Here is a 25635-nt window from a genome sequence, read left to right on the forward strand (position 1 = left end):
ATGCTGATGGCAGGTGAGGTCCGGACCCGGGCCACTCGAACGAACTGCAACTGCGCATACCGCGACCTGGGAGCCGATCGCATGACCACCGACATTTCGCGCGCCGTCCGCGCCATCGCAGGCGCGTTGTGCCTTCTGCTGGCCTCCTGCTCCGTCCCGCCCGAGATCGTCGGCATCGACAACCCGGAGGTTCCTGTCGCCTCGGTTCCGGGCGCGACCCGGCACAAGGTGTTCATCGCGACCACGCGCGAAGATAGCGAAGTCGTGGGGGCACTGTTCTCGGATCTGCGCGCCGACGAGTTGGGGCTAGCCTCGGTGGAGGTTTCGATCCCGCCGACCCATGTCGAGGGCGATCTCGAGCGCCCGCGCAAACTGCCGCCCGATCCCCGAACCGAGTTCGCAATCGTAAGCCCCGCAATCTACGCGAACGACACCGCATTCATCTCGGCGATGAACCGGGAGTTCGACCGCCGGAGCCGAGAGAACCGGGACGCCCTGTTCTTCGTTCACGGCTACAACACCACCACCACCGAAGCGATCCTGAGGGTCGCCCAGTTCGTCGAGGACAGCGGGTTCGAGGGTGTTCCGATCCTGTTCACCTGGGCCTCGGCAGGCAAGACGACGCGCTATGTCTACGACCTGAACAGCGCGCTGGTGGCACGCCCGCTTGTGCTGGATGCTGCACATATTGTCACTAGGACCAAGGCCGAGGACTACCACATTTTTGCGCACTCGATGGGCGGATTCCTGACGATGGAGGCCATCGTAGATGCGGCGCAGTTGAATCAGTTCGACCGGACCGGCCGGCTGAGGACCATCGTGCTTGCCTCGCCGGACATCGACATCGATCTGTTCCGCTCTCAGGTCGGGCAGATGCGTACAACTTTCGATCGGTTCTTCGTCCTGCTCTCAAAGGATGACTACGCGCTCCGGGCCTCGCGTTTCCTCGCCGGAGGCGTTCCGCGCGTTGGGGCCGCCGACGCCGAGGCTCTGGCGAACCTTGGAGTGACCGCTATCGACCTAACCGAGATCAACGATTCCCGGACAGACAGCCATTCCAAGTTCGCCGGCTCACCCGAGGTGGTCCAGCTTATCGGGCGCGGGCTGAACGCGATCCCGGAGTACGGAAGAATGAACCGGACTGCGCTTGATGATCTGCTCGGAAACGCGCCGATCCAGGTGGTTCGCGGCGGCAGCTAACCTTAATGCATCCTCTCGGCGTCTAGCCCGGAGTTGCATGCTCCCTAACCACTGAAGTTAAAGGCCCAGAAAGTCCCTACTCTTCGATGTGAATATTGTTTCATTCCTCACAATTTGTAATCGAGATCACATTCGGGGAGGGCGTTCATCTTGAATAAAATGACGGCACCCGGCATTGCAGCCCTGCTGATCGCAGGCTCGTCCACCGCCGATATCTGGACCGCTCTTGCCTACCAAAAGACCGGCGCTCTTGAGGGCTATGCCGCGCAGTCGCACACTGCCCTGATAGTGGGTCTGGAATACGCGATCGACGGCACGATGGAGATCCTCGGCGTAAAGCTCGTCTTGAAGGGCGCGACTTAATATTACTTGGAAAATCCGAGAAACGACGCGAACGACTGGCTGGTCGTACAATACATCGAGCACTTCGGCACCACGCCCGATTTCTCTACCGCCGGCGGCATGGCGGCCGGCTTTGCGATCTTCGAGGCGATCAAAAATATCGGCGGAGTCGATGACCCAAGGCGCTTTTCGGCGCGACGGAAGGCATGGAGTGGATGACGCTCAAGGACACCATGCGCTTCTGCGCCAAGGTCAATCGGGCGTTGCAGTCCATGTATCACTTCCGGATCGCGGAACAGGACGGCAAGGATTACGGCGTTCCCCTGCTGGTGCGCGAACTCGGCATCGACGAGAGGGTCGAGGCGCTGGGCTACTGGCTGCGCCGGGTTTTTATCGGCGTATTCATCGCAGGCTCGGCGCTGGCGGGCCTCGGCGGGGTGATGTGGGGGTTGTACCAAGAGGTCATTACCGCCGGCATGGGCGAGGAAATGATGATCCTCGTCTTTATCGTCGTGATCATCGGCGGACTCGGCTCGGTGGAGGGCGCTTTTATTGGCGCGCTGCTGGTGGGCCTGCTGCAGAACTACATCGCGTTTCTGGAGCCCAAAGTGGCGCTGGTGTCGAACATCGCGTTGATGACGGCAATCCTGATGTGGCGTCCGCAGGGGATGATGCCAGTCGTGAAAACGAAGTGAGATGATGGTTAACCTGCTTTCCGGCGATCGGCCGCGCTCGCTCATCCTGACGGCGATCCTGTTGGTGATCCTTCTGGGCCTCGCCTTTGCGCCGTTCCTGTTTCCGGGCGTCCGCTCGCTTGAGACGGCGGCGCGGATCTGCATATTCATCGTGCTGGTGGCGAGCTACGACGTGCTGCTCGGCTACACCGGGATCGTCAGCTTAGCGCATACGATGTTCTTCGGCCTCGGAGCTTACGGTGTGGCGCTGGCCTCTACGCATAAGGGGCGCGGCTGGGATGCGCTGCTGGTCGGTACCGTGCTGGGTGCGCTGGCGGCCGCCGCTTTAGCGCTGGTGATCGGGCTGTTTTCGCTGCGGGTCCGGGCGAACTTCTTCGCGATGAACACGCTGGCCGTCGCCTCGGCGGTCGCGGTGCTGGTAAGCCAGCTTTCCGCGCTGACGGGGGGCGAAGACGGGCTGAACTACTCGATCCCGCGCGAGCTGACGCCGGCCTTCCGGCCGGGCAAGGTTTTCGGCGTACGGATCAACGGCAAGCTCTTCAACTACTACCTCGTGTTCTTCGCCTCGCTGGCCTTGTTCCTGCTGCCGCTGCGCATCGTGAACTCGCCCTTCGGACGCGTGCTCCAGGCGATCCGCGAGAACGACTTCCGGGCCGAGGCGATCGGTTATCGCGTGGTTTTTTACCGTACACTCGCGACCTGCCTTTCAGCGGCGGTGGCAGCGGTTGCCGGAAGCCTTTTCGCGATCTGGCTGCGCTATGTCGGGCCGGACACGACCCTCTCCTTCGAGATCATGCTCGACATCCTGCTGATGGTGGTTATCGGCGGCATGGGCACGATGTATGGCGCGGTGATCGAGGACTTGATCGTCCCGCTGCCGGATGGGCTGGCGACACACCCTCGCTGTACGCCGCCGCCAGATGTCTCGTAAAAATATTCTTTGGTAAGCACCGGGTGCTGCTGGTGAGCCGGTGAATTGGCGCCTCGATCGCCTGGCTATACGTGGAGGGCTTCGGCCCTGACTTGCGGGGGGAATGAGCGTGGACATTTGGATGACCCTAAGCAATTCCAGCAACCGGGATTATTGACCGATCGGCCAAAGTGCGGCCGATGTTGCGCAGATCACTGAGGGGATGAAACAAGCTCGTCGAACTTCGGCAGCAAGGTCGAACACCCGGCCATAAGGAATGCGCGTGCTTAAAACGGTTAGTCCCCGCAGTACGGAACATCGGCAGGAAATCACAGAACTCTTCTCGGCGCTCATCCACCTCGCTTGCAATATGTCCACCGCGTTGGCCTAGGACAACTGTGCCGTCGGGACTACAACCGATGGCTGGCCGGTAATGCGTGAGGTTAGCATAAAGTACCAAGGGCGGGCGGCGGAGAAGTCCGCGCCCAGCCGCGCTGCGCCTCCCGCGGTCCAGCGTGCGAAATGAATTTCAATACTGAAGAGCTGGATGGGCGTCTTGTTCTAAATGTCGGTCGCAAGGTCATCCAAGGCGCCATCGTACATCAGGGCCTTCGGCGCCAAAGCTCGCCATCTAGCCGGTCAGCTCCCCTGCAGGCCGTCGCCAGTTCAGCGGGCAGAGCATGATCCCCGTTTTCTGGCGGGCGAAAAACAGAATGAAGAATTCGGTACGGTTGAGGCAGAGGATGGCGATACGGTCTCATTCATCGAGGCCCGCGCCTGTCATGCCAACCGCGACTGCGTTGGCCGCATCGTCTATGTCTTGGAACGTCCAGGCGGTGCCTGTCGAACTGTCGCCGAAGGCAACCGCATTGGATGATATCTCGGCCCGTTTCGCGGCCATTTCCGTTACTCGCTCAAACATGCGCCCGGGCCCGTTTCTCAAGGAAGTGCGCCATGCCATCCTTGTATACCGGGGTATCGAGTTGCGCGACGAAGGCCTCGGCTGAAAGACGCGTCTCGACCAAATCAAGCCTCGCACGGTCCCAGATCAGCCGTTTCGACGCCAATGCGCTTGCATTCGCCGGGTCGGCCTCCTCGACGACTTTGTCGATCTAGGGTGCGTCATCCCAGAGCACGAACCGCTCGCCCAATGTCTTAGCTATCCCCATCAGCGCCTAGGCCCGTATCTCGGGATCGCCACCCGAGACCCGCCCCGCACTCGCCGCCTCGGACAGCTGTGCAGCATAGGCCTGGGCGAACCCGATGAAATAGGCCTTGTACGCTTCGGGATCGGCGAACCGCGCTTCCTCGACGATCCGGTAGAGCGTTGGGCGGTCGGCTACGAACTCAAGGAACGCGCGTAGTCCTGCCCGTTCGGCTCAAGCCGGTCGGGCACTCCGGTCACGGCTTTGGTGACTGCGGCGCGCGTCAGCTGGCTGGGCATGTCGATCAGCGACAAGCCCAGCCAAGCTTACAACCGGCGAGATCTCAGCCCCTATTCCGCCGCTGCCCGATGGCCGATGCTGAGCGCAGAGGACAGCCCCGGCTGATCGGACTTTCCACCAAGCTTCTCTCTCACACCCTTTTCGATACGGTTGCCGGTTTCGCGATCGATATTGCGCCAGTATTCGAATGCTCGGAGCAGGACCTTCTCGCTCACACCGTCGCAGAGATGCCCGACGACGTTGGAGACCAAACGGTCACGGGCGGCATCGTCCATGACGTCGCGAACCAGCGCGCCGGCCTGGCTCCAGTCGTCGTCGTCCTCGCGAAGCGTGTAGGCCTGGCGGACCATGTCGCCGTTGGCGTGCCACAGGCCCGCCTCGCCGGTCATGTCCGGCTGCGCCGCCGGGCCACCATAGGAATTCGGCGCGTAAACCGGATCCGAAACCTTTTCGGTGCGCATCGCCCCATCTTTGGAGTAGCTGAAGACGGCCGCCTGGGGCTTGTTGACCGGGATCTGTTTGTAGTTCACCCCGAGCCGCGCCCGATGCGCATCGGAATATGAGAAGCCACGTGCCAAGAGCATCTTGTCCGGCGACAGGCCGATACCGGGCACCATGTTGTTGGGCTCGAAGGCAGCCTGTTCGATCTCGCTGTGGAAATCGGTCGGGTTGCGGTCGAGCGCCATCCGGCCGACTTCCATCAGCGGGTAATCCGCGTGTGGCCAGACCTTGGTTAGATCGAACGGGTTGATGCGATAGGTCTTGGCGTCCTCGTAGGGCATGATCTGCCATTTCAACGTCCAGCTCGGAAAGTCTCCGCCCCGGATCGCGTTGAACAGGTCGCGCCTGTGGTAGTCACCATCGGCGCCGGCAAGCCGGTCGGCCTCGTCCTGGCTGAGGTAGGCATTCCCGTCGCCCTGGTCCGTGTGGAAGTGGAACTTCACCCAGAACTTCTCGCCGTCGGCATTGACCAGCGAGTAGGTGTGGCTGGAATAGCCGTTCATCTCGCGCCATGTGCGGGGGATCCCCCGGTCACCCATGAGGTAGGCGACCTGGTGGGCGCTTTCGGGTGACAGCGTCCAGAAGTCCCACTGCATGTCGTGATCGCGCATGTCGTTGTCGGCGCGGCGTTTCTGGCTGCGGATGAAGTGCTGGAACTTCATCGGGTCGCGGATGAAGAAGATCGGCGTGTTGTTCCCCACCATGTCGAAATTGCCGTCCTCGGTGTACATCTTCACCGAAAATCCGCGCGGGTCGCGCCAGGTATCCGGGCTGCCGCGCTCGCCCGCGACCGTCGAGAAGCGCACGAGGACATCCGTTTTGGTACCGGGCTGAAAAACTTTTGCCTTGGTATAGCGCGAAACGTCCTGGGTGACCTCGAAATGACCGAAGGCCCCGCCGCCTTTCGCATGCGGCTGACGCTCGGGGATGCGCTCCCGGTTGAAGTTGGCCATCTGCTCGAGAAGGTAATGGTCGTTCAGGACGATCGGGCCGTTCGGCCCGACGGTGAGCGAATGCTCGTCGCTCTGGACGGGGATGCCGGCGTCGGTGGTGGTTGGGGGAACGGACGTATCGCGGGTCATGGCAGCGGGCCTCTGACTAATGGATGGGACAGTAGAGGAAATGACGGCTCGGCAGGAAAAGTTCCTCGCCGCGAGCGATGTCCTTGGCAAATCCTGCAGCCGAGAAAGTCCGGCGGAGAGCCTGTTACCTGGCGCAACGATGGTCTGGCGCAACAATTGCGTTAGTCTGAGTTGGCAGGCATCTCTCTGCGAGGTCGGTGGCAATAGGGTGAACATGACGCCAACGTTCGGACGTCTGCTCCGGGTCGAAATGCTGGGCGCGTGCTTGATGATCGCCCTGGGGTCCGCGCTGCACTTCGCTTTCGACTGGATTGGCGGCTGGCGGCCGCTGGCGGTCGTCGCGGCCGTGAACGAGTCGGTATGGGAGCACCTGAAGCTTGCGTTCTGGCCCGGTGTGCTCTGGGCGTTGGTCGCTCCCCTTGCGGCAGGGCAAGAACGATCCCGGGTTCTTGCCGCGAAGGGAGTGACCCTCCTCGTGACAGGTGTGCTGATCGTGATGGTCTTCACCAGCTACACGGCCATTCTCGGGCGTAACCTGCTGCCGTTGGACATTGGAACCTTCGTGGCGGCGATCGTGGCAGGGCAGTTGCTGTCGGTCTCGCTCCTGTCCTCGGGCGTGTTGCAGAGCCAGGCTCTCAGGCGGGCCGGATTGGTCCTCCTGACGTTGCAATTGGTCGCGTACAGCCTCTTCACGTACTACCCGCCCAAGCATTGGCTCTTCATCGAGACGCGCACCCAGATCCGGGGGATTCCGGCCGAGGAAAGCGTCGGCGCGAAGGACCCCGTCCCGCGAGAAAGCAACACCTGACGCCGAGCAAATCTGGCCGGGGCACAGAACCTTTGATAGCGTGAGCGGCATTCCTGACTACACGGATCCGGACCGGTGCTGGACGTATCGCACAACTCCTGGCTTGTTCTCGCCTCGGTCGCCGTCGCCCTGATGGCGGGGTTCACCGGGTTGTCGCTGACCAAGGGAGCGTCGGCCCAACCGATCGCACGCCGCAAGCTCGTCGCGGTGATGTCGGCGGTCGCGCTCGGCGGAGGCATCTGGTCGATGCACTTCGTCGCGATGCTGGGCCTCCAGCTGCCTTATCCCTTCTACTACGACGCGCTGATCACCCTGATCTCGGCACTGATCGCGATCCTGATGGTTGGGCTTGCCCTGTTGATCCTCCACTTCCTGCCCAGATCGCATACAAGCTTCGTTGTGGCAGGCACGATCATGGGGCTTGGCATCGTGCTGATGCATTTCGTCGGCATGATGGGGATGCAGGTTTGCCAGCCAGTGAACGGGCTCACCGACTACCTGCTTTCGACGGTAGCGGCGGTGATCCTGTCGATCCTGGCAATCTGGGTCGCCTATGACCGGCGCTCGAACCGCAACATCCTGTTCGGCACGGTGTGTTTCGCTGCCGCGGTCGTAGCCGTCCACTATTTCGCCATCTGGCAAACTGGTTTTACGCTCGCGGACGAAGGTGCCACGGGAACAGGCCCCGTCCTCAGCAACCAGACGCTCGCGATGGGAGTAACCGTTGCGGCCTTCCTGCTCTGCGGTGCGTTTCTGCTGACGGGGGTGACGTTTTTCGAGCTTCCCGGTGCCGAGCCCCCTGCCCCCGCGCGAGAGCCTGCCCCACAGGCCAGGACTGCTACGCCTGTTCCCGAGCCGCAGTCTTCCGCCGAGCCGATCGCGAGCGAGACCGGGGCCGCCGCCGGTGTGCCCTACGAGAAGGACGGTCGCACCCGGTTTGCGCCGCGTGCGGCGATTGCGGCAATCCGGGCCGAGGGGCATTACACCGTGCTCTACTCGGGCGGTGAGAAGCTGTTCTGCCCGTGGTCGATCACCGATGCGGAAAGCAGGCTCACCAGCGCCGGGTTCATCCGTGCTCACCGCAGCTATCTCGTGAACCCGGCCCATGTTTCCGAATTTACGCGGACCAAGGACAGCGGAGCGCTGTACTTCTCTGGCGCGGACGAGCGAGTGAAGGTGCCGGTCAGCCGCTCGCGGATGGGCGCGGTGCGCGAAGCGCTGGGGCTTTGACGCACGCAACTCGTGCGACTCATTCGCATTTCGTGCAAAACATGGCGTTCTTCGTTTCCTTGGCATGGCTGGGGCGCTCCTTCCCCGCACTCATAGGTGGCAAGGCCGCGGCAAGCGGCCGCAGGGAGGAAAACGAAGATGATACCAGCCGGGTTCGAGTACCACCGGCCGAGCGACATCGCGTCGGCCATCTCCATCTTGCAGACGCATGGGGACGAAGCCCGCGTGGTCGCGGGCGGGCATAGCCTGATCCCAACGATGAAGCTGCGTATGGCGGAACTGGGGCACCTGGTCGACCTGCAGGACATAGCGGAGCTACGGGGTGTGGAGATCGGTGCGGACTCGGTGACGGTCGGCGCGATGGTCACTCAGCACGAACTGATCACGGACGACGCATTGGCGGCGGCGGTGCCGCTGATACGCGAGGCCGCGCTGCAGATCGCCGACCCGCAAGTCCGCTACATGGGTACGATCGGGGGCAATGTCGCGAACGGCGATCCCGGCAACGACATGCCGGGGCTGATGCAATGCCTGGGCGCTGTCTTCGAACTGCAAGGCGCAGACGGGACCCGAGAAGTCGCGGCGCGGGAGTTCTACGAGGCGGCCTATTTCACCGCCCGCGAGGACGACGAGATCCTCACCCGGATCCGGATACCACGCCCCGCCGCGGGCATGGGACACGCCTATGAAAAGCAGAAACGCAAGATCGGCGACTACGCCACGGCAGCTGCGGCTGTGCTTTGCGGGAACGGCTCCGCCTCGGTCGCGATGACCAATCTCGCCGACACACCGATCTGGTCGGCGGAGGCAGGCTCGGCGCTCGGCTCCGGCGACGTCGAGGGCTGCGTCGCGGCGATGATCGGCGCGATCGACCCAGTGGCAGACAATCGAGGCCCCGTCGAGTTCAAGAAACACCTGGCCGGCGTGATCCTGCGGCGTGCCATCGACCGCGCAATGAGCCGCGCGGGCTGAGGGAGGACAACCGGATGGCAAAGATGCACGTCAAGATGACGATAAACGGCAAGCAGGTCGAAGCGCTCGCCGAACCGCGAACGCTTCTGATCCATTTTCTTCGCGAGGATCTGAAGATCACCGGCCCGCACATCGGCTGCGAGACCTCGCATTGTGGCGCTTGCACGGTCGACATGAATGGCAAGTCCGTGAAGGCCTGCACACTCTTCGTGGGACAGGCCGACGGCGCCGAGATCACCACGGTCGAAGGGCTGGTCAACGAGGACGGCAGCCTGGGCGTGATCCAAGAGATGTTCCGTGAACACCACGGCCTTCAGTGCGGCTTCTGCACGCCGGGCATGATTACCCGCGCGCACCGCCTGCTTCAGGAGAACCCGACGCCGACCGAGGAGGAGGTGCGCTTCGGCATGGCAGGCAACCTCTGCCGGTGCACCGGCTACCAGAACATCGTCAAGGCGATCCTCGCCTCGGCCGACATGCTGAACGCCCAGAAGGAGGCCGCGGAATGAACGATCAGACCATGAGCCCCGAAGAACGCTCGGCCAATCTCAAGGGCATGGGCTGCGCCCGCAAGCGGGTGGAGGACGTGCGGTTCACGCAGGGCAAGGGCAACTATGTCGACGATCTGAAACTCGACGGCATGCTGTTTGGCGATTTCGTCCGCTCCCCTTATGCACATGCGCGGGTGAAATCCATCAACGCCGACGCCGCAAAGGCCCTGCCCGGCGTCGTCGCCGTGCTGACCGCAGCGGACCTTGAGCCGCTCGGCCTGCACTGGATGCCTACGCTGGCCGGAGACAAGCAGATGGTTCTGGCTGACGGCAAGGTCCTGTTCCAGGGCCAGGAGGTTGCCTTCGTCATCGCCGAGAACCGCTATATCGCGGCCGATGCCGTCGAACTGGTCGAAGTGGAATACGAGGAGCTTCCGGTCATCGTCGACCCGTTTGAAGCGCTGAAGTCCGACGTTGTCCTGCGCGAGGATCTCCAGGGCCAGACAGAAGGCGCGCACGGGCCGCGCAAGCATCACAACCACATCTTCACCTGGGAACAGGGCGACAAGGACGCCACTGAAGCGGTCATCGGCGAGGCCGACGTCGTGGCCGAGGAGATGATCTACTATCACCGCACGCACCCCTGCCCACTCGAAACCTGCGGCTGCGTCGCCTCGATGGATCCGGTGACGGGCAAGCTCACGCTCTGGGGCACATTCCAGGCGCCACATGCGGTGCGCACGGTCGCAGCGCTGATCTCGGGGATCGCCGAGCACAACATCCGGGTGATTTCGCCCGACATCGGCGGCGGTTTCGGCAACAAGGTCGGGGTATATCCGGGTTATGTCTGCTCGATCGTCGCCTCCATCGTCACCGGCAAGCCGGTGAAATGGGTCGAGGACCGGATGGAGAACCTGATGTCCACCGCCTTCGCCCGCGACTACTGGATGCAGGGCAAGATCGCGGCGACGAAGGATGGGAAGATCACGGGATTGTGGTGTCATACAACCGCCGATCACGGCGGGTTCGACGCATGCGCCGACCCCACCAAGTTCCCGGCCGGGTTCATGAACATCTGCACCGGCTCCTATGACATCCCGGTCGCCTATCTGGCCGTCGATGGCGTCTACACCAACAAGGCGCCGGGCGGTGTTGCCTACCGCTGTTCGTTCAGGGTCACGGAGGCCGCCTATTTCATCGAGCGGATGATCGAGGTTCTGGCGATGAAGCTGAACATGGACGCGGCCGAGCTGCGCCGGATCAACTTCATCAAGGCCGACCAATTCCCCTATCAGTCCGCGCTCGGCTGGGAATACGACTCCGGCGACTATCACACAGCATGGGACAAGGCGCTTAAGGCCGTGGATTACGAGGGTCTGCGCAAGGAGCAGGCCCAGAGGGTCGAGGACTTCAAGGCCGGCAAGACTCGCAAGCTCATGGGCATCGGACTGACCCATTTCACCGAGATCGTCGGTGCCGGGCCGGTCAAGAACTGCGATATCCTCGGGCTTGGCATGTTCGACTCCTGCGAGATCCGCATCCACCCGACCGGATCGGCGATCGCGCGGCTCGGCACGATCAGTCAGGGCCAGGGCCATGCCACCACTTTCGCCCAGATCATCGCCAGCGAGATCGGCATTCCGGCGGATGACATTACGCTGGAGGAAGGCGACACCGACACGGCGCCCTATGGCCTCGGCACCTATGGGTCGCGCTCGACGCCGGTTGCGGGTGCAGCCACGGCGATGGCCGCGCGCAAGATCCGCGCCAAGGCGCAAATGATCGCGGCATACCTGCTCGAGGTGCACGACGACGATGTCGAGTTCGATATCGACCGGTTTGTGGTGAAGGGCGCGCCGGAGCGTTTCAAGACCATGAAGGAGATCGCCTTCGCATCCTACAACCAGGCCATTCCGGGTGTTGAGCCCGGGCTGGAAGCGGTCAGCTACTACGATCCGCCAAACATGACCTACCCGTTCGGGGCCTACATCTGCGTCGTGGACGTGGACGTGGACACCGGAGAGACCGACATTCGCCAGTTCTATGCGCTGGACGATTGCGGCACCCGGATCAACCCGATGATCATCGAGGGGCAGGTCCACGGCGGTCTCACCGAGGCGCTCGCCATCGCCATGGGCCAGGAGATCGCGTATGATGAGATGGGCAACGTGAAGACGGGCACGCTGATGGACTTCTTCCTGCCGACCGCGTGGGAGACGCCCAACTACACGACCGACTACACCACAACGCCCAGCCCGCATCACCCCATCGGCGCGAAAGGCGTGGGCGAAAGCCCGAACGTGGGTGGCGTGCCCTGTTTCTCGAATGCGGTTCACGACGCGTTCCGGCCATTCGGTCTTACGCAGAGCCACATGCCGCACGACCACTGGCGCGTGTGGCAGACCGCCAACCAGCTCGGCCTGCACGGCTGAGTTCAAGGGAAAGAGCGCGCCCCGCAGACCCGCCGGGCGCGCCCGTAAAGCGCAAATGACCCATCTGAACGTGAAAGCAGGCCTTGCCCGGCAGGGCTATGTCGCCGACGACCGGCTGTCGATGGCGCTGCACCTCGCATTGACCCTCGGGCGGCCCTTGCTGCTCGAGGGCCCTGCGGGCGTGGGAAAGACCGAGATCGCCAAGTCCCTATCCGAGATGAGAGGGGCTCGGCTCATCCGTTTGCAGTGCTATGAAGGCCTCGACGCGAACCACGCTATCTATGAGTGGAACTATCAGCGGCAGTTGCTTGCCATCCGCGCGTCCGAGGCCCGCGGCGGCACGGAGGAGGACGCCCTCTTCTCCGAAACCTACCTGCTGAAGCGTCCACTCCTCGAGGCCATTTCCGAGCCCGAACAGGCGGTCCTTCTGATCGACGAGATCGACCGGGCCGACGAGGAATTCGAAGCCTACCTTCTGGAAATCCTTTCCGACTTCCAGATCACGATCCCGGAGTTCGGTACGGTCCGCGCGACATCTCGGCCGATTGTCATTCTGACCGCCAACGGGACCCGGGACCTTTCGGACGCGCTGCGCCGCCGCTGCCTCTATTCGTACATCGACTATCCGGACCGCGAGACGGAACTGGCGATTCTGAAGGCCCGAATGCCCGGGCTGGAAAGCCGTCTCTCCCGGCAGATCGTCGGCGTCGTGCAGGCGCTTCGGCGCGAAGAACTCGAGAAAGTACCCGGTATCGCCGAAATGCTGGACTGGGCGGCGGCCCTCTCCGGTCTGGGCGTCAACGACATGGCGCAGGACCCCGCCGTGGTTCAGGCGACGCTAGTCTGCCTTTTGAAGACCGCCGCCGACCGGGATGCCGCCCCGCGCGAGGTCATGGACCGGCTCATCGGAAAGGTGGCGTGATGGGGGTAACACGGTTCCCAACCCGCGCCGAAGGGCTGGCCGACCGTATGTCGGGCTTCATCGCGCACTTGCGGATGAACGGCATGAAGCTCGGCCCGCGCGAGACCGGCGACGCGCTGGCGGCGCTCGCGCAGATCGACCCCCTGGATCCGGCCGAGGCGCGTATCGCCCTGGCGGCCCTGCTGGTCCCCGATGCCGAAGGGTGGCGCAAGTTCGACGACCTCTTCGACGCGTACTGGTTCAACGCCGGAAAGCAGCGTGCCGGAACTTCCCCGTCCGAGAACGTTCGGGTGCAGTCCGCGCGCCCGATCCTGTGGCAGAACCATTTCGGCGAAGGATCCGGTGACGAGGCGTCCTCCGATGACCACGCCATCGAGGCAGACGATGACACGACGGAAGCCGAGGGTATCGATGGGCGCCTGATCGCCACCCGGACAAAAAACCTTTCGCGGCGAGACCTGCGGGAACTCACTGACGAGCGCAGCCTTCGCGAGGCCGAAGCGGCGGCGCTCAAACTCGCAAAGGCCATCCGCGACCGCCGGTCGCGCCGACGCAAGGCGGGGAACCGCGGCGCAGGTCTCGACATGCGGCGGATCCAGCGCAGCAGCCTCTCACGCGGCGGCGAGCCAATCGACCTTTACCGGCGGGTCAAGCCGCCACGACCGATGCGGATCGTTGCGCTTTGCGATGTCAGCGGCTCCATGACGATCTACGCGCGGGTGTTCCTGGCCTTCCTGAAGGGCCTGGTGGCTGCCGACACCCGGACCGACGCCTACCTGTTCCACACGCGGCTGATGCGTGTCACGGAAGCGCTCAAGGACCGCGACACGTTGCGGGCCGCCGCCCGGCTTTCCCTGATGGCTGAAGGTTTCGGCGGCGGAACAGATATCGCAGGCAGCCTCACGACCTTTCTGGACGGCCACGGCGCCCGGGCGCTTGGCGGGCGAACGGTCGTCGTGATCCTGTCGGACGGCTACTGCAGCTCTGATCCGGACGCGCTGGCTGGTGCGCTGATGCGGCTTCGCCGCAAGTCGGGTCGAATCGTCTGGCTGAACCCGCTCAAGGGCTGGAAAGACTATTCCCCCGTTGCGGCAGCCATGGCGGCGGCCCAGCCGTATTTGGACGCACATCTTTCCGCCAACACGCTCGAGTCGCTCGCCGCGCTCGAAGCGGAATTCGCCAAGCTCTGAACGGAGGATCCGGCATGCCCACGTTCGACATCTTCGACACGATCGAGAGGCTCAGGAAGACCGGTGCGCCGTTCTGCGTCGCGACGGTCATGCGCACCGCCGACGCGACCTCTGCCAAGGCAGGCGCGAAAGCTGCGGTGACCAGCGGCGGCGAAATCCTCGGACACCTGGGCGGCGCCTGCGTCCAGCGTGCGGTACGGCAGGCCGCCGAGGAGGCAATGCGGGACGGGGCGCCCCGGGTGATCCGGGTGAAACCGTCCGACAAGGTCGTCTCGGTCACCGACCAGGACGGTGCGCATCTTTACAAGAGCGGCTGCCCCTCCGGCGGCACCGTCGATCTGTTGATCGAACCCTATGCTCACCCGCCTCGAGTCGTGATCTTCGGGACCACACCGATCGCCCGCGCCCTCGCCGCGCATGCCGCGCTGGCAGGCTTTCGCGTCGCGGTGCCTGAGGCGCTGGATGGTGCCCCGCCTCAGGCCAATCGGTTTGATGGAAAAGATCTCTCGGCGCTTGCTATCACCGAAACCGACTTCATCGTCGTCGCCTCCCAAGGCCAGGGCGATCTGGCAGCGCTGCGTGCAGCCTTGGAAAGCCCGGCTGAGCGTGTCTCGATGGTGGCCAGCCGGCGCAAGGCTCAGGTCCTGACCGGAAAGCTGATCGCAGCAGGGCTGTCCGAAGATCGGGCGCGAGTCCTGAAATCCCCCGCGGGTCTCGATCTTGGGGGCGTCGATCCGCACGAGATCGCCCTCTCAGTGCTGGCCGAGATCGTGGTCTGGCGCAACCGCCGGACCGCGGACATCGGGCACGATGAACGGCTCGCCTGAGCGCAGTAGGCTCCAGCCACCTGTTTGACCGCCAGTAACGAAGGACCGACCGATGGAAATGACCGACGAGATCCGGATTGCCGCCCCGAAACAGGAGCTGTTCGATGCCCTGAACGATCCGGACATCCTGAAGGCCTGCATTACGGGATGCGAGGAACTCGTCCAGACATCCCCAAGCGAGCTAAACGCGACGGTGGCGCTCAAGGTCGGCCCCGTGAGGGCGCGCTTCAAGGGAACCGTCACGCTCGACACCTCCCAAGGTCCGGATCGGATGACTCTCGCCGGCGAAGGCACGGGCGGAGCGGCCGGTTTTGCGAAGGGTGGCGCGGACGTCGATCTTGAGGAGGACGGCGACGATACGATCCTGCGCTACACGGCGACCTTCCAGATCGGAGGTAAGGTCGCTCAATTGGGAAGCCGCTTGATCCAGGGTACCGCCAAGAAGCTCTCGGCCAAGTTCTTTGACAATCTTGCCGAGCAGGTGGGCCGAAAGGAAACTGCGGCGTGATCCGGCCCGCACTTTTGCGAGGGACTCCTTAACTACCGGACGGAGTTTCGCTAGAGAAAACACTGTCCGCGCGGAAAGCTCATCAAGGTACCCGGCTTGGGAGGCGTGCGGAAGCCCGCCGTCGATCCGAGAAGGACCTTGATGCCGCCTGGCGATCTGCGATGCCTCACATGGAACGTCCATCGCGGCCGCGGCCGGGATGGACGGATCGATCCGGACCGTACGCTCAGGACGCTCATCGAAGAGGTCTGGCATGAGGGGTGCGAGGTCCTGGCCCTGACCGAAGCCGATGCCGAAGCAAGGCCACACCACGGATTCCTGAATCTGGCGGCGGTTGAAACGGGAACGGGGCTTCGGCACGCGCAAGCCGACCGCGCGCTGCGCTGGAGCGAACAGAGCCACGGTTTCCTTGGCTCGGTCGTCCTCTTTCACCCCTCCATCCGGGTGATCCATGCCGAGATCCTGGATCTGCCCGGCGTCTATCACCGGGGTGCGTGCATCTTCGACCTGCAACGAGACGAGCAACGGTTCCGCCTGATCGTGACGCATCTGTCGCTCTCTCAGGTGTTGCGTATCGCCCAGATGCGCACAATCGGACAGTACCTGCATCGGCGCCCCGAACAGCCGACGATCCTTATCGGCGACCTGAACGAGTGGCGTCCGTGGGGCGGGCTGGCTTTCGCTCGGCAGATCGTCGGACATCCGCTGACCGGGCCGGCCAAGGCGAGCTTTCCCGCCGCGCGCCCATTCTTGCCCCTGGACCGGGTGATGTGCACCCCGCCAGCCCGAGTCCTTTCACTTCAAACCCTCCGGAGCGAGGCAATCCTAGAGACGTCGGATCATCTGCCATTGATAGCTGATATCGACCTTTACAGCTGAACGCGGCAGCCTCCGATCCCCTCGAGGTCAGGCAAGGGGTTCGCCGCCGCGCCACATGCGGCTGAACACGCCGTCGCGACGGATCAGCAGATGGTAAAGCGCGGCCCCGATGTGCAACAGGATCAGCGCAGCGATCGCGAGGCCGCCCAGAAAGTGCACGGCCTTTGCGGTATTCGCCAGAAGTTCGGACTTGGGTACGAGAGACGGCATGCCCATAGCGTCAAGCATTTCAATCGGAAAGCCCCCCGCCTTCACCCGGACATACCCCGCCACGGGCATCACGATCAGCAGCGTGTAAAGCACCCGGTGAGACCAAGCTGCGGCGCGACGCTGCCAGTCCGGCACGCTTGCCGGCAACGGCGGAGGCGGCACGATCTGCCGATATGCCAGCCGCAAAAGGACGACCAGCAGGACGACGACCCCGGTGTTCTTATGGAACAGGAACAACGTGTTCTGGAGCGGCCGTGAAATCCCCTCCTGCACCATGATTACGCCCGCGGGGATCATTCCGAGTACCGCGATCGCGACCGCCCAGTGGAAAAATCGCGCAGTCCTTGTGTAGCCGGTCGTGCTGCGTGCCATTCTGTGCTCCCTGTCACGGATCCTCGTGGACCGGGTTTCTTCCGTACCAAAGGGAACTTGCCGCACTTGAAGAGAGCAGGCAAAATCTATTTTCCGCAGACATGACAGATTTTATGCACATCACTCGTCCAGGGCCAGATCCTGATGGCCTTGCGCGCTCCCAGTCGCGGGTACTCGTGGAGTTCCTCGGGGCCGCCGCGCTGGGAGTTTGTGCGCTGCTGCTTGCCGCGTCGATTCTGCCACACGGTGTAGCTCTTCCCGTGCTTCTGGGGCTCTTCGGAATGGCGGTCGCCGGACTTTGGCTCCAGGTGGCGCGGCACTATCCCCACGGCGATTTCGGCTGGTGCAACACAGTCACCCTGATGCGCGGGGCGCTGGTCTTGGCGCTGACCTCGCCGCTGGTGGCCGGCGAGACCGGCTGGCTCGTGGTCATTGTCGCCTCCATCACGCTTGCGCTCGACGGGGTCGATGGATGGCTCGCGCGGAACCGAGGGCTTGTCTCGGCCTTCGGGGCACGCTTCGACATGGAGGTGGACTCGGGGTTCGCGCTGGTGCTTGCCATGCTCGCCTTTGCGGCGGGAAAGGCCGGACCCGAAGTGCTGCTTCTTGGAACGGCGCGTTATATATTCATCGGGGCGAGCTTCGCCATGCCCTGGCTCGCCGCGCCCCTGCCCGAACGCTTCTCTCGCAAGGCGGTCTGCGTTTTGCAGCTCTCAGTGTTGATCGCACTGCAGGCGCCGATCATCACCATGCCGCTTTCCGGGGGCCTTGCGTTCATCGCCGCGGCAGCGCTCGCGTGGTCGTTCGGACGGGATATCCTCTGGCTGCACCGGGAACGGGGCTGAGGTGGTCTGGGTGCGGCTTCTCGGATTGGCAATTGCCGCAGGTCTGCTGCATCTGGTCCTGATCCAGCCGAACCACCCCGGGGCGATGACCTGGGGAGCACTGCGTCTGTTTCCGCTGGAGCTACCTGCGATCCTGCTGCTGCTCGTCGCCCTACCCCGCGCCGCCTCTCGGCCGGTACGAGTACTGCTGGTTGCTTTGCTGATGGTCATCATCGTGCTGAAGCTGGCGGACTTCGCCATGTTCACGGCATTCAATCGCAGCTTCAACCCGGTGGCCGACTGGCCGCTTGCAGTCGCTGGCATGCGTTTGCTTCATGGGGCGTCCGGATGGCTTGCCCTGATAGCGGCGGTTATTGCGGCACTAATGCTTTTCGGCGTCGCCACCTGGACATTGTGGTGGGCAACCGGACGCTGGGCTGCGCTGGAACCCTCGCGTCGATTGCGGCCCGTCCTGGCGATCGCCGCGAGCCTGGCGGCGGTTTATGCATTTGCCGAAATCGGCCACACCATGCGGGTCTGGCAGCTTCCCCGAAACCCACCCGGCACCGCGTTCACGGCCCGTGTGGGGGTAGAGAAACTTCTAACTGCGCAGAAGACGGTCGGAGACCTGCGCGCCTTCGAGATCGCCGCCCGCCAGGATCGCTGGACCGACCGGAGGCCGCTTCTGGACCGGATCGATACGGACGTTTTGATCATCTTCGTCGAAAGTTACGGTCGCTCGAGCATCGACGTGCCGCGCTATTCGTCCTTGCACCGCACAACGCTGTTGCGCGCTCAGCACGCCTTGGGCGACGCCGGCGTCGCGATGCGGTCCGGCTATCTCGAAGCGCCGACGCGTGGCGGGCAAAGCTGGCTGTCCCATGCCACGCTTGCAAACGGGCTGTGGATCGACGGGCACGTGCGGCACGCCGCGGTTCTGGCGAGCGAGCGGCAGAGCCTCTATCACCTTGCAAGCAGCGCAGGCTTTCGCACGGCTGCGGTGATGCCCGGGATCACGCTGGATTGGCCCGAGGGTTTGCGGATGGGGTTCGATACCCTACTCGCCGCCAAGGACCTCGGATACCAGGGGCAGGCGTTCAACTGGGTGACCATGCCTGACCAATTCACGCTGGCTGCAATGGACCGCGCCTTCGCCAGATCCGAGGGCCAGATCTTCGCTCAGGTAGCGCTGATATCCTCCCACGCCCCTTGGATTCCCGTCCCGGAAATGGTCCCGTGGGAGGCGATCGGCGATGGGCGTGTATTCGACGAAATGGCAACCTCCGGCGATACGCCCGAGGCGGTCTGGCGCGACCGCGAGCGGGTCCGCGACCAATACAGGGACTCGGTCGACTACGCGCTGCAAGCGGCGCTTGAATACGCGGCCAGGCGTGCGGATGACCCACCGCTGATTGTGCTGCTAGGCGACCATCAGGCAGCCCCCTTCGTGGCCCAGTCGGAGTCGGCGCATGTACCGATCCACCTGATCGGCCCGCGCGACCTGGTCTCGATGACCGGGGACTGGGGATGGACCGCAGGACTGGTTCCTGCGCCTGATGCGCCTGTCTGGCGGATGGATGCATTTCGCGACAGGTTCCTCGATGCATTTTCCAGCAGCATCGTAGCGCAGGGATCGGGCTGATGCGTCGCAGGCTCCCCCTGTTCCGTTTCGTTGCGACGCTTGGCGTCCTTGCGTTGCTCTGGGCGACGCTGGACATGTCAGCCGTAGCCGAGGCCCTAGCACGCGCGGATTTGCGCTGGCTGCTTCTGGGCGGTCTGGCACTGATCGTACAAACTCTGCTCTCCGCCGCCCGCTGGCGTCTGACGGCGGCGCGGCTGGGGCAGCGGATCACGCGCCGCCATGCGGTTTCCGAGTACTTCCTGGCGCAGATCCTGAACCAATCCCTGCCAGGTGGCGTGCTGGGGGACGCCGGACGCGCGGTCCGCGGCCGGTCCCAAGCTGGACTCGGCATCGCCGCGCAGGCGGTGGTGTTCGAGCGACTGGCAGGGCAATTGGGCTTGCTGGCTCTGTTCGCGGCAGGACTTTTCGCGTCCCTGCTTGCAGGTTCCCAGACTCCGGTGCCGCAACAGGCCGCTTTGCTTTGCCTCGGCGGTTTGGGGGTGGCGGGGATCGCCGTCGGTGCAATTGCTGCCCGCGCAGTGCCTCGCGTTGCGCAAGCCTTCCGCGAAGCCGTTTTGAACCCCGATGTTCTGCCCCGGCAGGCTGCGCTCAGCCTTGGAACCGCAGCCTGCAACCTCGCGGCGTTCGCGTTTTGCGCCCGGGCCGTGGGGGTGCACCTGACCTGGCTTGATGCTGTAACGCTCGTGCCCCTGATCCTGCTGACAATGGTCCTGCCGGTCACGATCTCGGGCTGGGGTCTCCGCGAAGGAACAGCGGCGGCCCTTCTCCCCCTTGCCGGAGTCGCACCGCCCGCCGCGTTTGCCGCCAGCGTGGCATTCGGTTTGACTGTCGCCGCCTCGTCCCTGCCCGGTCTGCTGCCGCTCGCTCGCGGTCGGCCAACCGAAGCCGAAACGACCCTTGATCGCTCGGCTGCAAAGCTGACACCCTGACCTCGTCCGGAAAAAGGAGAGTACCCGTGACACAGCGCCTATTCACTCGCCGCAAGCTGCTAGGAACCGGCCTCGCGGGAACCGCGGGGCTCGCTTGGGGGCTCGGCGCCCGTCCAAGCGGCGCGCAGACATCGGTCAGGTTGCAACTGTCCTGGCTGCACTCGGTCCAGTTCGCGGGCAGCTACATTGCGCAGGAGCGCGGCTGGTGGCAGGAAGCGGGCCTCGATGTCGCACTGGACCCCGGCGGCCCGAATGCGCCGGTCGAGCCGCCGGTCGTCTCCGGCACCGCACTCGTGGGGATCTCGGCCGCCGACTATACCGCCGCCGCCGTGGCGCAGGGCGCGCCGTTCAAGATCCTCGCGGTCGCGATGCAGAAAAACCCGTTCGTAATCGCCTCGCTGCCCGCCAACCCGGTCAACGAGCCGGGCGATCTGGAAGGCAAGCGCATCGGCATGGCGCTGGCGAACCGCCCGGTGCTCGAAGCCCTGTGCACGCTCAACAACGTGGATATCGATGCGATCGAGATGGTGCCAACACAATACTCCGCCGCGCCGCTGCTGGCGGGCGAAGTCGACTGCCTGCTCTGCTGGGAAACGGATCTCCCTGTCGCCATGGCCATGCAGGGCGTCGACAGCCTGACCATGCTGATGGCCGACTATGGCTACGCGCTGCATTCGCAGACCTATATCGCGACCGAGGACAGCATCGCGAACCGCCGCGAGGAACTGGTGGCACTGCTGCGCGGCGAGACCCGCGGCTGGGATGCCTGTCGGGAAGATACCGACGCAGCCGCACAACTGACCGTCGAGCGTTTCCCGGATCTCGGGCTCGACCTCGAAACGCAGAAACTGCAGGCGCAGCGCCAGGTGCCGCTGATGTTCTCGGACCTGACCGAAGAACACGGGTTTGGCTGGTTCACCGAGGATACAGTAGCCGCGAACATCGAGACACTGGCGCTTCTGGGACGCGACGTGACGCCGGATCTCTGGGATCGGTCGATCCTTGAAGACGTGCATGGCGGCTGAGAAGAGCGACTTACCGCCCGAAGTCATATGCTCGGGCCTTGCCAAGCGGTTCGGCGAGACCGAGGCGGTGAGCCCACTCGACCTACGTTTCGCACCAGGTCAGACGACCGCGCTTGTCGGACCTTCCGGCTGCGGCAAGTCCACGTTGCTGCGGATGATCGCAGGGCTGGAAGACCCGACCGCCGGCAAGGTACGGATCGGCGACGCGACCCCGGCCGAGGTGCGGGCGCGGGCGGAACTCTCGGTCGCGTTTCAGGATCCGTCGCTGCTGCCCTGGCGAACGGTTCGGGGCAATATCTCGTTGGCGCAGAAACTCGCGCGACAGAAGCAGGACAAGACGGCGGTGGACCAGTTGATCCGGCTGGTCGGCCTGGAGGGCTTCGGCGACACCCGGCCCGGCGCGCTTTCGGGAGGTATGCGCCAGCGTGCGGCAATCGCCCGGTGCTTGGTGACGCGGCCGAAGCTGCTGTTGCTCGACGAGCCCTTCGGCGCGGTCGACGAACTGACCCGGCACCAACTGGCCGAAGACCTGCCGCTGATCTGGGAGGCACGCGGAACGACGACCTTGCTGGTCACGCACTCAGTGACGGAGGCCGTCATGCTTTCGGATCGGGTCCTGGTGTTTTCGCCGCGTCCCGCAAAAGTTTCGACCGATATCCCGGTGACCCTGCCGCGGCCCCGCAAGGCAGCCATGCTTCACTCCACCGAGTTCGCCAGTACCGCGGAGGCCGTCTCGGAGGCGCTTGCGGCAGGCCGGGCACAGGGGTCGATGGGTCTGGCTGCCCAATGACGAGTGCGGTCGCGCGCACGCCTAGCAGCGATGCCGGTCAGGCGGCCATCGGCACGGGATTGATCCTGCTGGGCTGGGAACTGGCGGCAAGGTCGCTTGACGGCGCCCATCTGCTCGCCGCGCCCTCGGCCGTGGTGCTGCATATCGTCGAGAACGCAGGGCTCTACGCCCGGGCGCTTCGGACCACACTGGCGGAAGCGGCAGCGGGCTTTGTCTTCGGAAACCTCGCCGCCGTTATCCTCGCAGCGATCGCGACCCTCTGGCCCAGGTCCGAGCGGGTCGTCTTGGGCCTCGCGCTGATCGTATTCTGCATGCCGCTGGTCGCGACCGGCCCCATACTGCGCGTACTCTATGGACCCGGCCCCGGGCCGCAGGTCACACTGGCGGCGCTTGCGGTCTACTACACGACCCTCGTGCCCTTGCTCGTGGGGCTGCGGGCGGTTCCGGCCAGTTGGATCGACATGGTGCGCAGCTATGGGCGTGGAAGGCTGGCCGCCCTGTTGAATGTCCGTGCGCGTGCCGCCCTGCCCTACCTTTTCGCCGGGCTGCAGATCGCCGCCCCGGCCGCATTTCTTGGCGCGATGGTCGGCGAGTTCACCGGCGCCGAGCGCGGCATGGGCGTGCTGACCATCCGTGCGATGCGCGCGCTTGACGTCGAGGCGACCTGGGCGCTGGCAGCCATTGCTGCGGCGGTGTCGATCTTCGCTTATGCTGCGATCGGAATACTGGCTCGCACGGTTTTGAACGCGCCGCCACCGGTAATCCTAGCCCCGCCGCCTGTGGCCCGATCCGGACGCGCAGCCGCACCTTTGTTGGCACTGGCGACAATGAGCCTCAGCATTTTGGGATTCGCCATTCTGGGCTGGTGGGCGGCGCTGGAAGTCTTCGACATGAACGCCTTCTTCGCCAAGCGGCCCGACGACGTCTGGCGCTTCCTCTTCGCCGAAGCGGACGCCGCCGCAAACCGTGCCACGCTCGGTGCCGCCTTGACCGAAACTGCGGTCACGGTCGGCCCCGGGTATGTGGCCGGGTTGGCAATGGGAGCCGGGCTCGCCATCGCGCTGACCATCGTGCCGGCCCTCGGGGCGGTCGCACTGCCGCTCGCCATCGCGCTGCGTTCGGTGCCCATCGTGACCACCGCCCCACTGTTGGTACTGCTGGTCGGACGCGGACTGGTCGGAACCGTCACGCTGGTCGCGGTGATGGTGTTCTTCCCGGTTCTTGTCGCTTGCCTGCATGGCCTCAAGCAGGCACCGGGACAGGTCCTGGACGTGTTCGCAAGCTACGGCGCGGGCCGGGTCTCCCGGCTGGCGCATGCGCAACTGCCGGCGATGCTTCCGGCCTTCTTCGCCGCAGCGCGGATGACCGTTCCGGCCGCGGTACTGGCCGTCACCGTGGTCGAATGGCTGGCGACGGGTCGGGGCATCGGCAGCCTGATGGCGCTCTCAGCGTCGCTCTCGGATTACGGCATGCTCTGGAGCGCTGTCGTCGTAGTTGCCCTGCTGTCCGCGGTCATCTACGCAAGCGTCGCGGCGCTCGAGACGCGGGTCCTTGCACTTTACGCCAGCGAGCAGATCACATGAGTAAAGCCCTCAGGAACGCCGCCTTCGCGATACCCGGAGACATCGACACGCTGACCGGCGGCTACATCTACGAGAAGCGCCTGCTGCTTGGGCTCCGAGCACAGGGCCGAACCGTGACGCACGTGGAGCTTCCCGCCGGGTTTCCCGATCCGACATCGGCTGAAATGTCCCTGTCGGTACGCGTCCTTGCCGAGTTGCCAGATGATGCCCCACTGATCCTCGACGGGCTGGTATTCGGATCGATCGACCCTGCCGGACTGGCGCAGGTACGTCCTCCAGTGGTCGCGATGATCCATCATCCGCTCGCAATGGAAACCGGCCTCTCCCAAGAGCGACGCGATCACCTCTATCGGACCGAGCGCGCGAACCTGGATCACGCTGCGCATGTGCTCGTGCCCAGCCCGCATACGGCGAGGATCCTCATGTCGGACTATGGAGTTTCCGAAAGCCGCATCACGATCGCCCGCCCCGGGACCGACCGACAGAACATTCCTTCCTCGCCCGTCACGCCACCGCTGATCCTCTCGGTTGGTATCCACCACGCCCGCAAGGGCCATGCCACGTTGCTGCGCGCGCTATCCCGGGTGAGTGACCTGAAATGGCAGGCCGCGATCGTCGGCCGCGTGCACGACCAATCGGCATTCGACGACCTTCGCGCGCTGGAAAAGGAACTGGACCTCGGACCGCGTCTCCGAGTGTTCGGCGAAGTGCCCCAGGGCGAGCTCGATCAACTCTACGCAAATGCCACGATCTTCGCTCTGGCGACCGAGTACGAGGGCTACGGCATCGTCTTCGACGAAGCGCTCATAAGGGGCCTGCCGATCGTCAGCTGCCGCACGGGAGCCGTTCCCGAGACCGTCCCAGAGGAAGCCGGACTGCTCGTACCGGTGGGCGACGACGCCGCCATCGCCGACGCGCTGCGGAAGCTGCTGAGCGATGAGCCTCTGCGTACTAGGATGGCACGAGAGGCATTTGACGCAGGAGGGAAGCTTCCGACTTGGGAGGAGACAGCGGAAGTCGCCGGGGGGGTGCTGGATCAGCTGGAATAGGTCCTGTTTGTATTTTCCGACTACGAACGGTCCTGACCCGGCGGGCACTATGGTTCCCCTTTGCCACACGCTCCTTATATTCGCTGGCCCCCCGGGTCTCAGATGCAGTCTGAGTTCGGGCCGAACCAGATGATCAAGATGAGCGGCCGCACCTAACTCAAGTGGCAACCAGCAAAAAGGGCTCGGCCGCCGTCATACTTCCGTGATGCCGCCGCTAGAATGGGCGATCAAGGCGCAGAAGGTCGCTCACGCCCACGCCTTAGTCCTGCGCGCTGACGGCCAGCCTTTCGCGAGATCGGTGGCTCTCGGCAACAAGGTCCGTGACTGGATCCCTCAGGCGGGGCCTAACAACCGCTCCTCGCATGGTGTCCGCAAGTCGGTCGCGGAGCTCCTGTCCGAGCGCGGGATGACGCAGTACGAGGTGATGTTGGTGCTCGCCCACACCGAGGCCAAAACCTCCGAAATCTACACAAAAGACGCCGAGCGCCGCCGCCTAGCGGAACGAGCCATGAACGCGCTCGAAGGCTACGATTGGTAGAAAGGGTGTCCAATGCCCCCGAGGGGGTTGGACACATTTCTCGAAAAACCCAATTATTTCAATAGCAGGTAAGCGGATGGTAGGCCCGGAGGGACTTGAACCCCCAACCAAAGCGTTATGAGCGCTCTGCTCTAACCAATTGAGCTACAGGCCCGCTGGACATCTCCGGTACGGCAGGTTGGCGCGCTGGTCAACCGGGGGCGCAATGCGAACCCGGTCAATTGGCCGTTTCCATGCCC

General features: G+C 64.1%; 25 protein-coding genes, 1 tRNA gene and 1 pseudogene. 24 read left to right on the plus strand and 3 right to left on the minus strand.

Annotated features, from left to right (window positions below; translation table 11 throughout):
• The first annotated feature begins 81 nt into the window (after positions 1 to 81).
• From ACW9UR_RS12700 to ACW9UR_RS12725, 6 genes and pseudogenes are all read left to right on the plus strand, one after another.
• On the plus strand, positions 82 to 1200 hold the full coding sequence (locus tag ACW9UR_RS12700) for an alpha/beta hydrolase (RefSeq protein WP_458917361.1): 1119 nt from the start codon (positions 82 to 84) through the stop codon (positions 1198 to 1200).
• A gap of 150 nt (positions 1201 to 1350) precedes the next feature.
• Positions 1351 to 1563, plus strand: coding sequence for a hypothetical protein (locus ACW9UR_RS12705; RefSeq protein WP_458917362.1), 213 nt, complete (start codon positions 1351 to 1353; stop codon positions 1561 to 1563).
• 6 nt (positions 1564 to 1569) lie between these two features.
• Positions 1570 to 1761, plus strand: coding sequence for a hypothetical protein (locus ACW9UR_RS12710; protein ID WP_458917363.1), 192 nt, complete (start codon positions 1570 to 1572; stop codon positions 1759 to 1761).
• Positions 1762 to 1892: 131 nt separating this feature from the next.
• Positions 1893 to 2237: pseudogene (locus tag ACW9UR_RS12715) on the plus strand (ABC transporter permease subunit); the annotation flags it as partial.
• Position 2238: 1 nt separating this feature from the next.
• Complete coding sequence (locus ACW9UR_RS12720) at positions 2239 to 3168, plus strand: branched-chain amino acid ABC transporter permease (protein WP_458917364.1); 930 nt, start codon at positions 2239 to 2241, stop codon at positions 3166 to 3168.
• A gap of 815 nt (positions 3169 to 3983) precedes the next feature.
• Positions 3984 to 4154, plus strand: coding sequence for a hypothetical protein (locus ACW9UR_RS12725; protein WP_458917365.1), 171 nt, complete (start codon positions 3984 to 3986; stop codon positions 4152 to 4154).
• A gap of 488 nt (positions 4155 to 4642) precedes the next feature.
• Here the strand turns inward: ACW9UR_RS12725 and ACW9UR_RS12730 are convergent, their stop codons facing one another.
• Complete coding sequence (locus ACW9UR_RS12730; protein ID WP_458917366.1) at positions 4643 to 6175, minus strand: catalase; 1533 nt, start codon at positions 6173 to 6175, stop codon at positions 4643 to 4645.
• A 214-nt stretch (positions 6176 to 6389) separates the two neighbouring features.
• On the opposite strand from ACW9UR_RS12730, the gene ACW9UR_RS12735 reads away from it, so the two are divergent.
• The 10 genes from ACW9UR_RS12735 to ACW9UR_RS12780 all read left to right on the plus strand — a co-directional run bounded on the left by ACW9UR_RS12735 (position 6390) and on the right by ACW9UR_RS12780 (position 16434).
• Positions 6390 to 6983 (plus strand): DUF6512 family protein, encoded by a 594-nt coding sequence (locus tag ACW9UR_RS12735; protein ID WP_458917791.1) that lies wholly within the window; start codon positions 6390 to 6392, stop codon positions 6981 to 6983.
• Between the two features lie 75 nt (positions 6984 to 7058).
• Positions 7059 to 8213: an MHYT domain-containing protein gene (locus ACW9UR_RS12740; RefSeq protein WP_458917367.1), complete on the plus strand. Its 1155-nt coding sequence runs from the start codon at positions 7059 to 7061 to the stop codon at positions 8211 to 8213.
• A gap of 138 nt (positions 8214 to 8351) precedes the next feature.
• Positions 8352 to 9185 (plus strand): FAD binding domain-containing protein, encoded by an 834-nt coding sequence (locus ACW9UR_RS12745; RefSeq protein WP_458917368.1) that lies wholly within the window; start codon positions 8352 to 8354, stop codon positions 9183 to 9185.
• Positions 9186 to 9199: 14 nt separating this feature from the next.
• Positions 9200 to 9694 (plus strand): (2Fe-2S)-binding protein, encoded by a 495-nt coding sequence (locus tag ACW9UR_RS12750; RefSeq protein WP_458917369.1) that lies wholly within the window; start codon positions 9200 to 9202, stop codon positions 9692 to 9694.
• A complete protein-coding gene (locus ACW9UR_RS12755) occupies positions 9691 to 12108 on the plus strand; it encodes an aerobic carbon-monoxide dehydrogenase large subunit (RefSeq protein ID WP_458917370.1) in 2418 nt (805 codons plus the stop codon). The genes ACW9UR_RS12750 and ACW9UR_RS12755 overlap by 4 nt, the downstream gene beginning before the upstream one ends.
• A gap of 55 nt (positions 12109 to 12163) precedes the next feature.
• Positions 12164 to 13030, plus strand: a complete 867-nt coding sequence (locus tag ACW9UR_RS12760) for an AAA family ATPase (protein ID WP_458917371.1) — start codon at positions 12164 to 12166, stop codon at positions 13028 to 13030.
• Entirely contained in the window at positions 13030 to 14220 is a 1191-nt protein-coding gene (locus ACW9UR_RS12765; RefSeq protein WP_458917372.1) for a vWA domain-containing protein, read from the plus strand. The genes ACW9UR_RS12760 and ACW9UR_RS12765 overlap by 1 nt, the downstream gene beginning before the upstream one ends.
• A 14-nt stretch (positions 14221 to 14234) precedes the next feature.
• Complete coding sequence (locus ACW9UR_RS12770; protein ID WP_458917373.1) at positions 14235 to 15047, plus strand: XdhC family protein; 813 nt, start codon at positions 14235 to 14237, stop codon at positions 15045 to 15047.
• Between the two features lie 52 nt (positions 15048 to 15099).
• The gene (locus ACW9UR_RS12775; protein ID WP_458917374.1) at positions 15100 to 15555 is read left to right on the plus strand and encodes a CoxG family protein; all 456 of its coding nucleotides are present in this window, start codon (positions 15100 to 15102) and stop codon (positions 15553 to 15555) included.
• Positions 15556 to 15696: 141 nt separating this feature from the next.
• Positions 15697 to 16434 carry an endonuclease/exonuclease/phosphatase family protein gene (locus ACW9UR_RS12780; RefSeq protein WP_458917375.1) on the plus strand — a complete coding sequence of 246 codons (738 nt, stop codon included), beginning with the start codon at positions 15697 to 15699 and terminating at the stop codon, positions 16432 to 16434.
• Positions 16435 to 16461: 27 nt separating this feature from the next.
• On the opposite strand, the gene ACW9UR_RS12785 is transcribed toward ACW9UR_RS12780, so the two are convergent.
• A complete protein-coding gene (locus ACW9UR_RS12785; RefSeq protein ID WP_458917376.1) occupies positions 16462 to 17016 on the minus strand; it encodes a cytochrome b in 555 nt (184 codons plus the stop codon).
• A gap of 101 nt (positions 17017 to 17117) precedes the next feature.
• Between ACW9UR_RS12785 and ACW9UR_RS12790 the strand changes: the two genes are divergently transcribed.
• The 8 genes from ACW9UR_RS12790 to ACW9UR_RS12825 all read left to right on the plus strand — a co-directional run bounded on the left by ACW9UR_RS12790 (position 17118) and on the right by ACW9UR_RS12825 (position 25396).
• Entirely contained in the window at positions 17118 to 17861 is a 744-nt protein-coding gene (locus ACW9UR_RS12790; RefSeq protein ID WP_458917377.1) for a CDP-alcohol phosphatidyltransferase family protein, read from the plus strand.
• Positions 17862 to 17871: 10 nt separating this feature from the next.
• Positions 17872 to 19482: a sulfatase-like hydrolase/transferase gene (locus ACW9UR_RS12795; RefSeq protein WP_458917378.1), complete on the plus strand. Its 1611-nt coding sequence runs from the start codon at positions 17872 to 17874 to the stop codon at positions 19480 to 19482.
• A complete protein-coding gene (locus tag ACW9UR_RS12800; RefSeq protein ID WP_458917379.1) occupies positions 19482 to 20411 on the plus strand; it encodes a lysylphosphatidylglycerol synthase transmembrane domain-containing protein in 930 nt (309 codons plus the stop codon). The genes ACW9UR_RS12795 and ACW9UR_RS12800 overlap by 1 nt, the downstream gene beginning before the upstream one ends.
• 26 nt (positions 20412 to 20437) lie before the next feature.
• On the plus strand, positions 20438 to 21436 hold the full coding sequence (locus ACW9UR_RS12805; RefSeq protein ID WP_458917380.1) for an ABC transporter substrate-binding protein: 999 nt from the start codon (positions 20438 to 20440) through the stop codon (positions 21434 to 21436).
• Positions 21426 to 22226 (plus strand): ABC transporter ATP-binding protein, encoded by an 801-nt coding sequence (locus ACW9UR_RS12810; RefSeq protein WP_458917381.1) that lies wholly within the window; start codon positions 21426 to 21428, stop codon positions 22224 to 22226. Before ACW9UR_RS12805 ends, ACW9UR_RS12810 begins: the two co-directional genes overlap by 11 nt.
• Positions 22223 to 23809 carry an ABC transporter permease gene (locus ACW9UR_RS12815; RefSeq protein WP_458917382.1) on the plus strand — a complete coding sequence of 529 codons (1587 nt, stop codon included), beginning with the start codon at positions 22223 to 22225 and terminating at the stop codon, positions 23807 to 23809. The genes ACW9UR_RS12810 and ACW9UR_RS12815 overlap by 4 nt, the downstream gene beginning before the upstream one ends.
• Positions 23806 to 24858, plus strand: coding sequence for a glycosyltransferase family 4 protein (locus ACW9UR_RS12820; RefSeq protein WP_458917383.1), 1053 nt, complete (start codon positions 23806 to 23808; stop codon positions 24856 to 24858). Before ACW9UR_RS12815 ends, ACW9UR_RS12820 begins: the two co-directional genes overlap by 4 nt.
• Before the next feature lie 205 nt (positions 24859 to 25063).
• On the plus strand, positions 25064 to 25396 hold the full coding sequence (locus ACW9UR_RS12825) for a tyrosine-type recombinase/integrase (RefSeq protein ID WP_458917384.1): 333 nt from the start codon (positions 25064 to 25066) through the stop codon (positions 25394 to 25396).
• A gap of 77 nt (positions 25397 to 25473) precedes the next feature.
• On the opposite strand, the gene ACW9UR_RS12830 is transcribed toward ACW9UR_RS12825, so the two are convergent.
• Positions 25474 to 25550 (minus strand) — tRNA-Ile (locus tag ACW9UR_RS12830).
• Between the last annotated feature and the right edge of the window lie 85 nt (positions 25551 to 25635).

Source organism: Halovulum sp. GXIMD14794 (assembly GCF_054457455.1).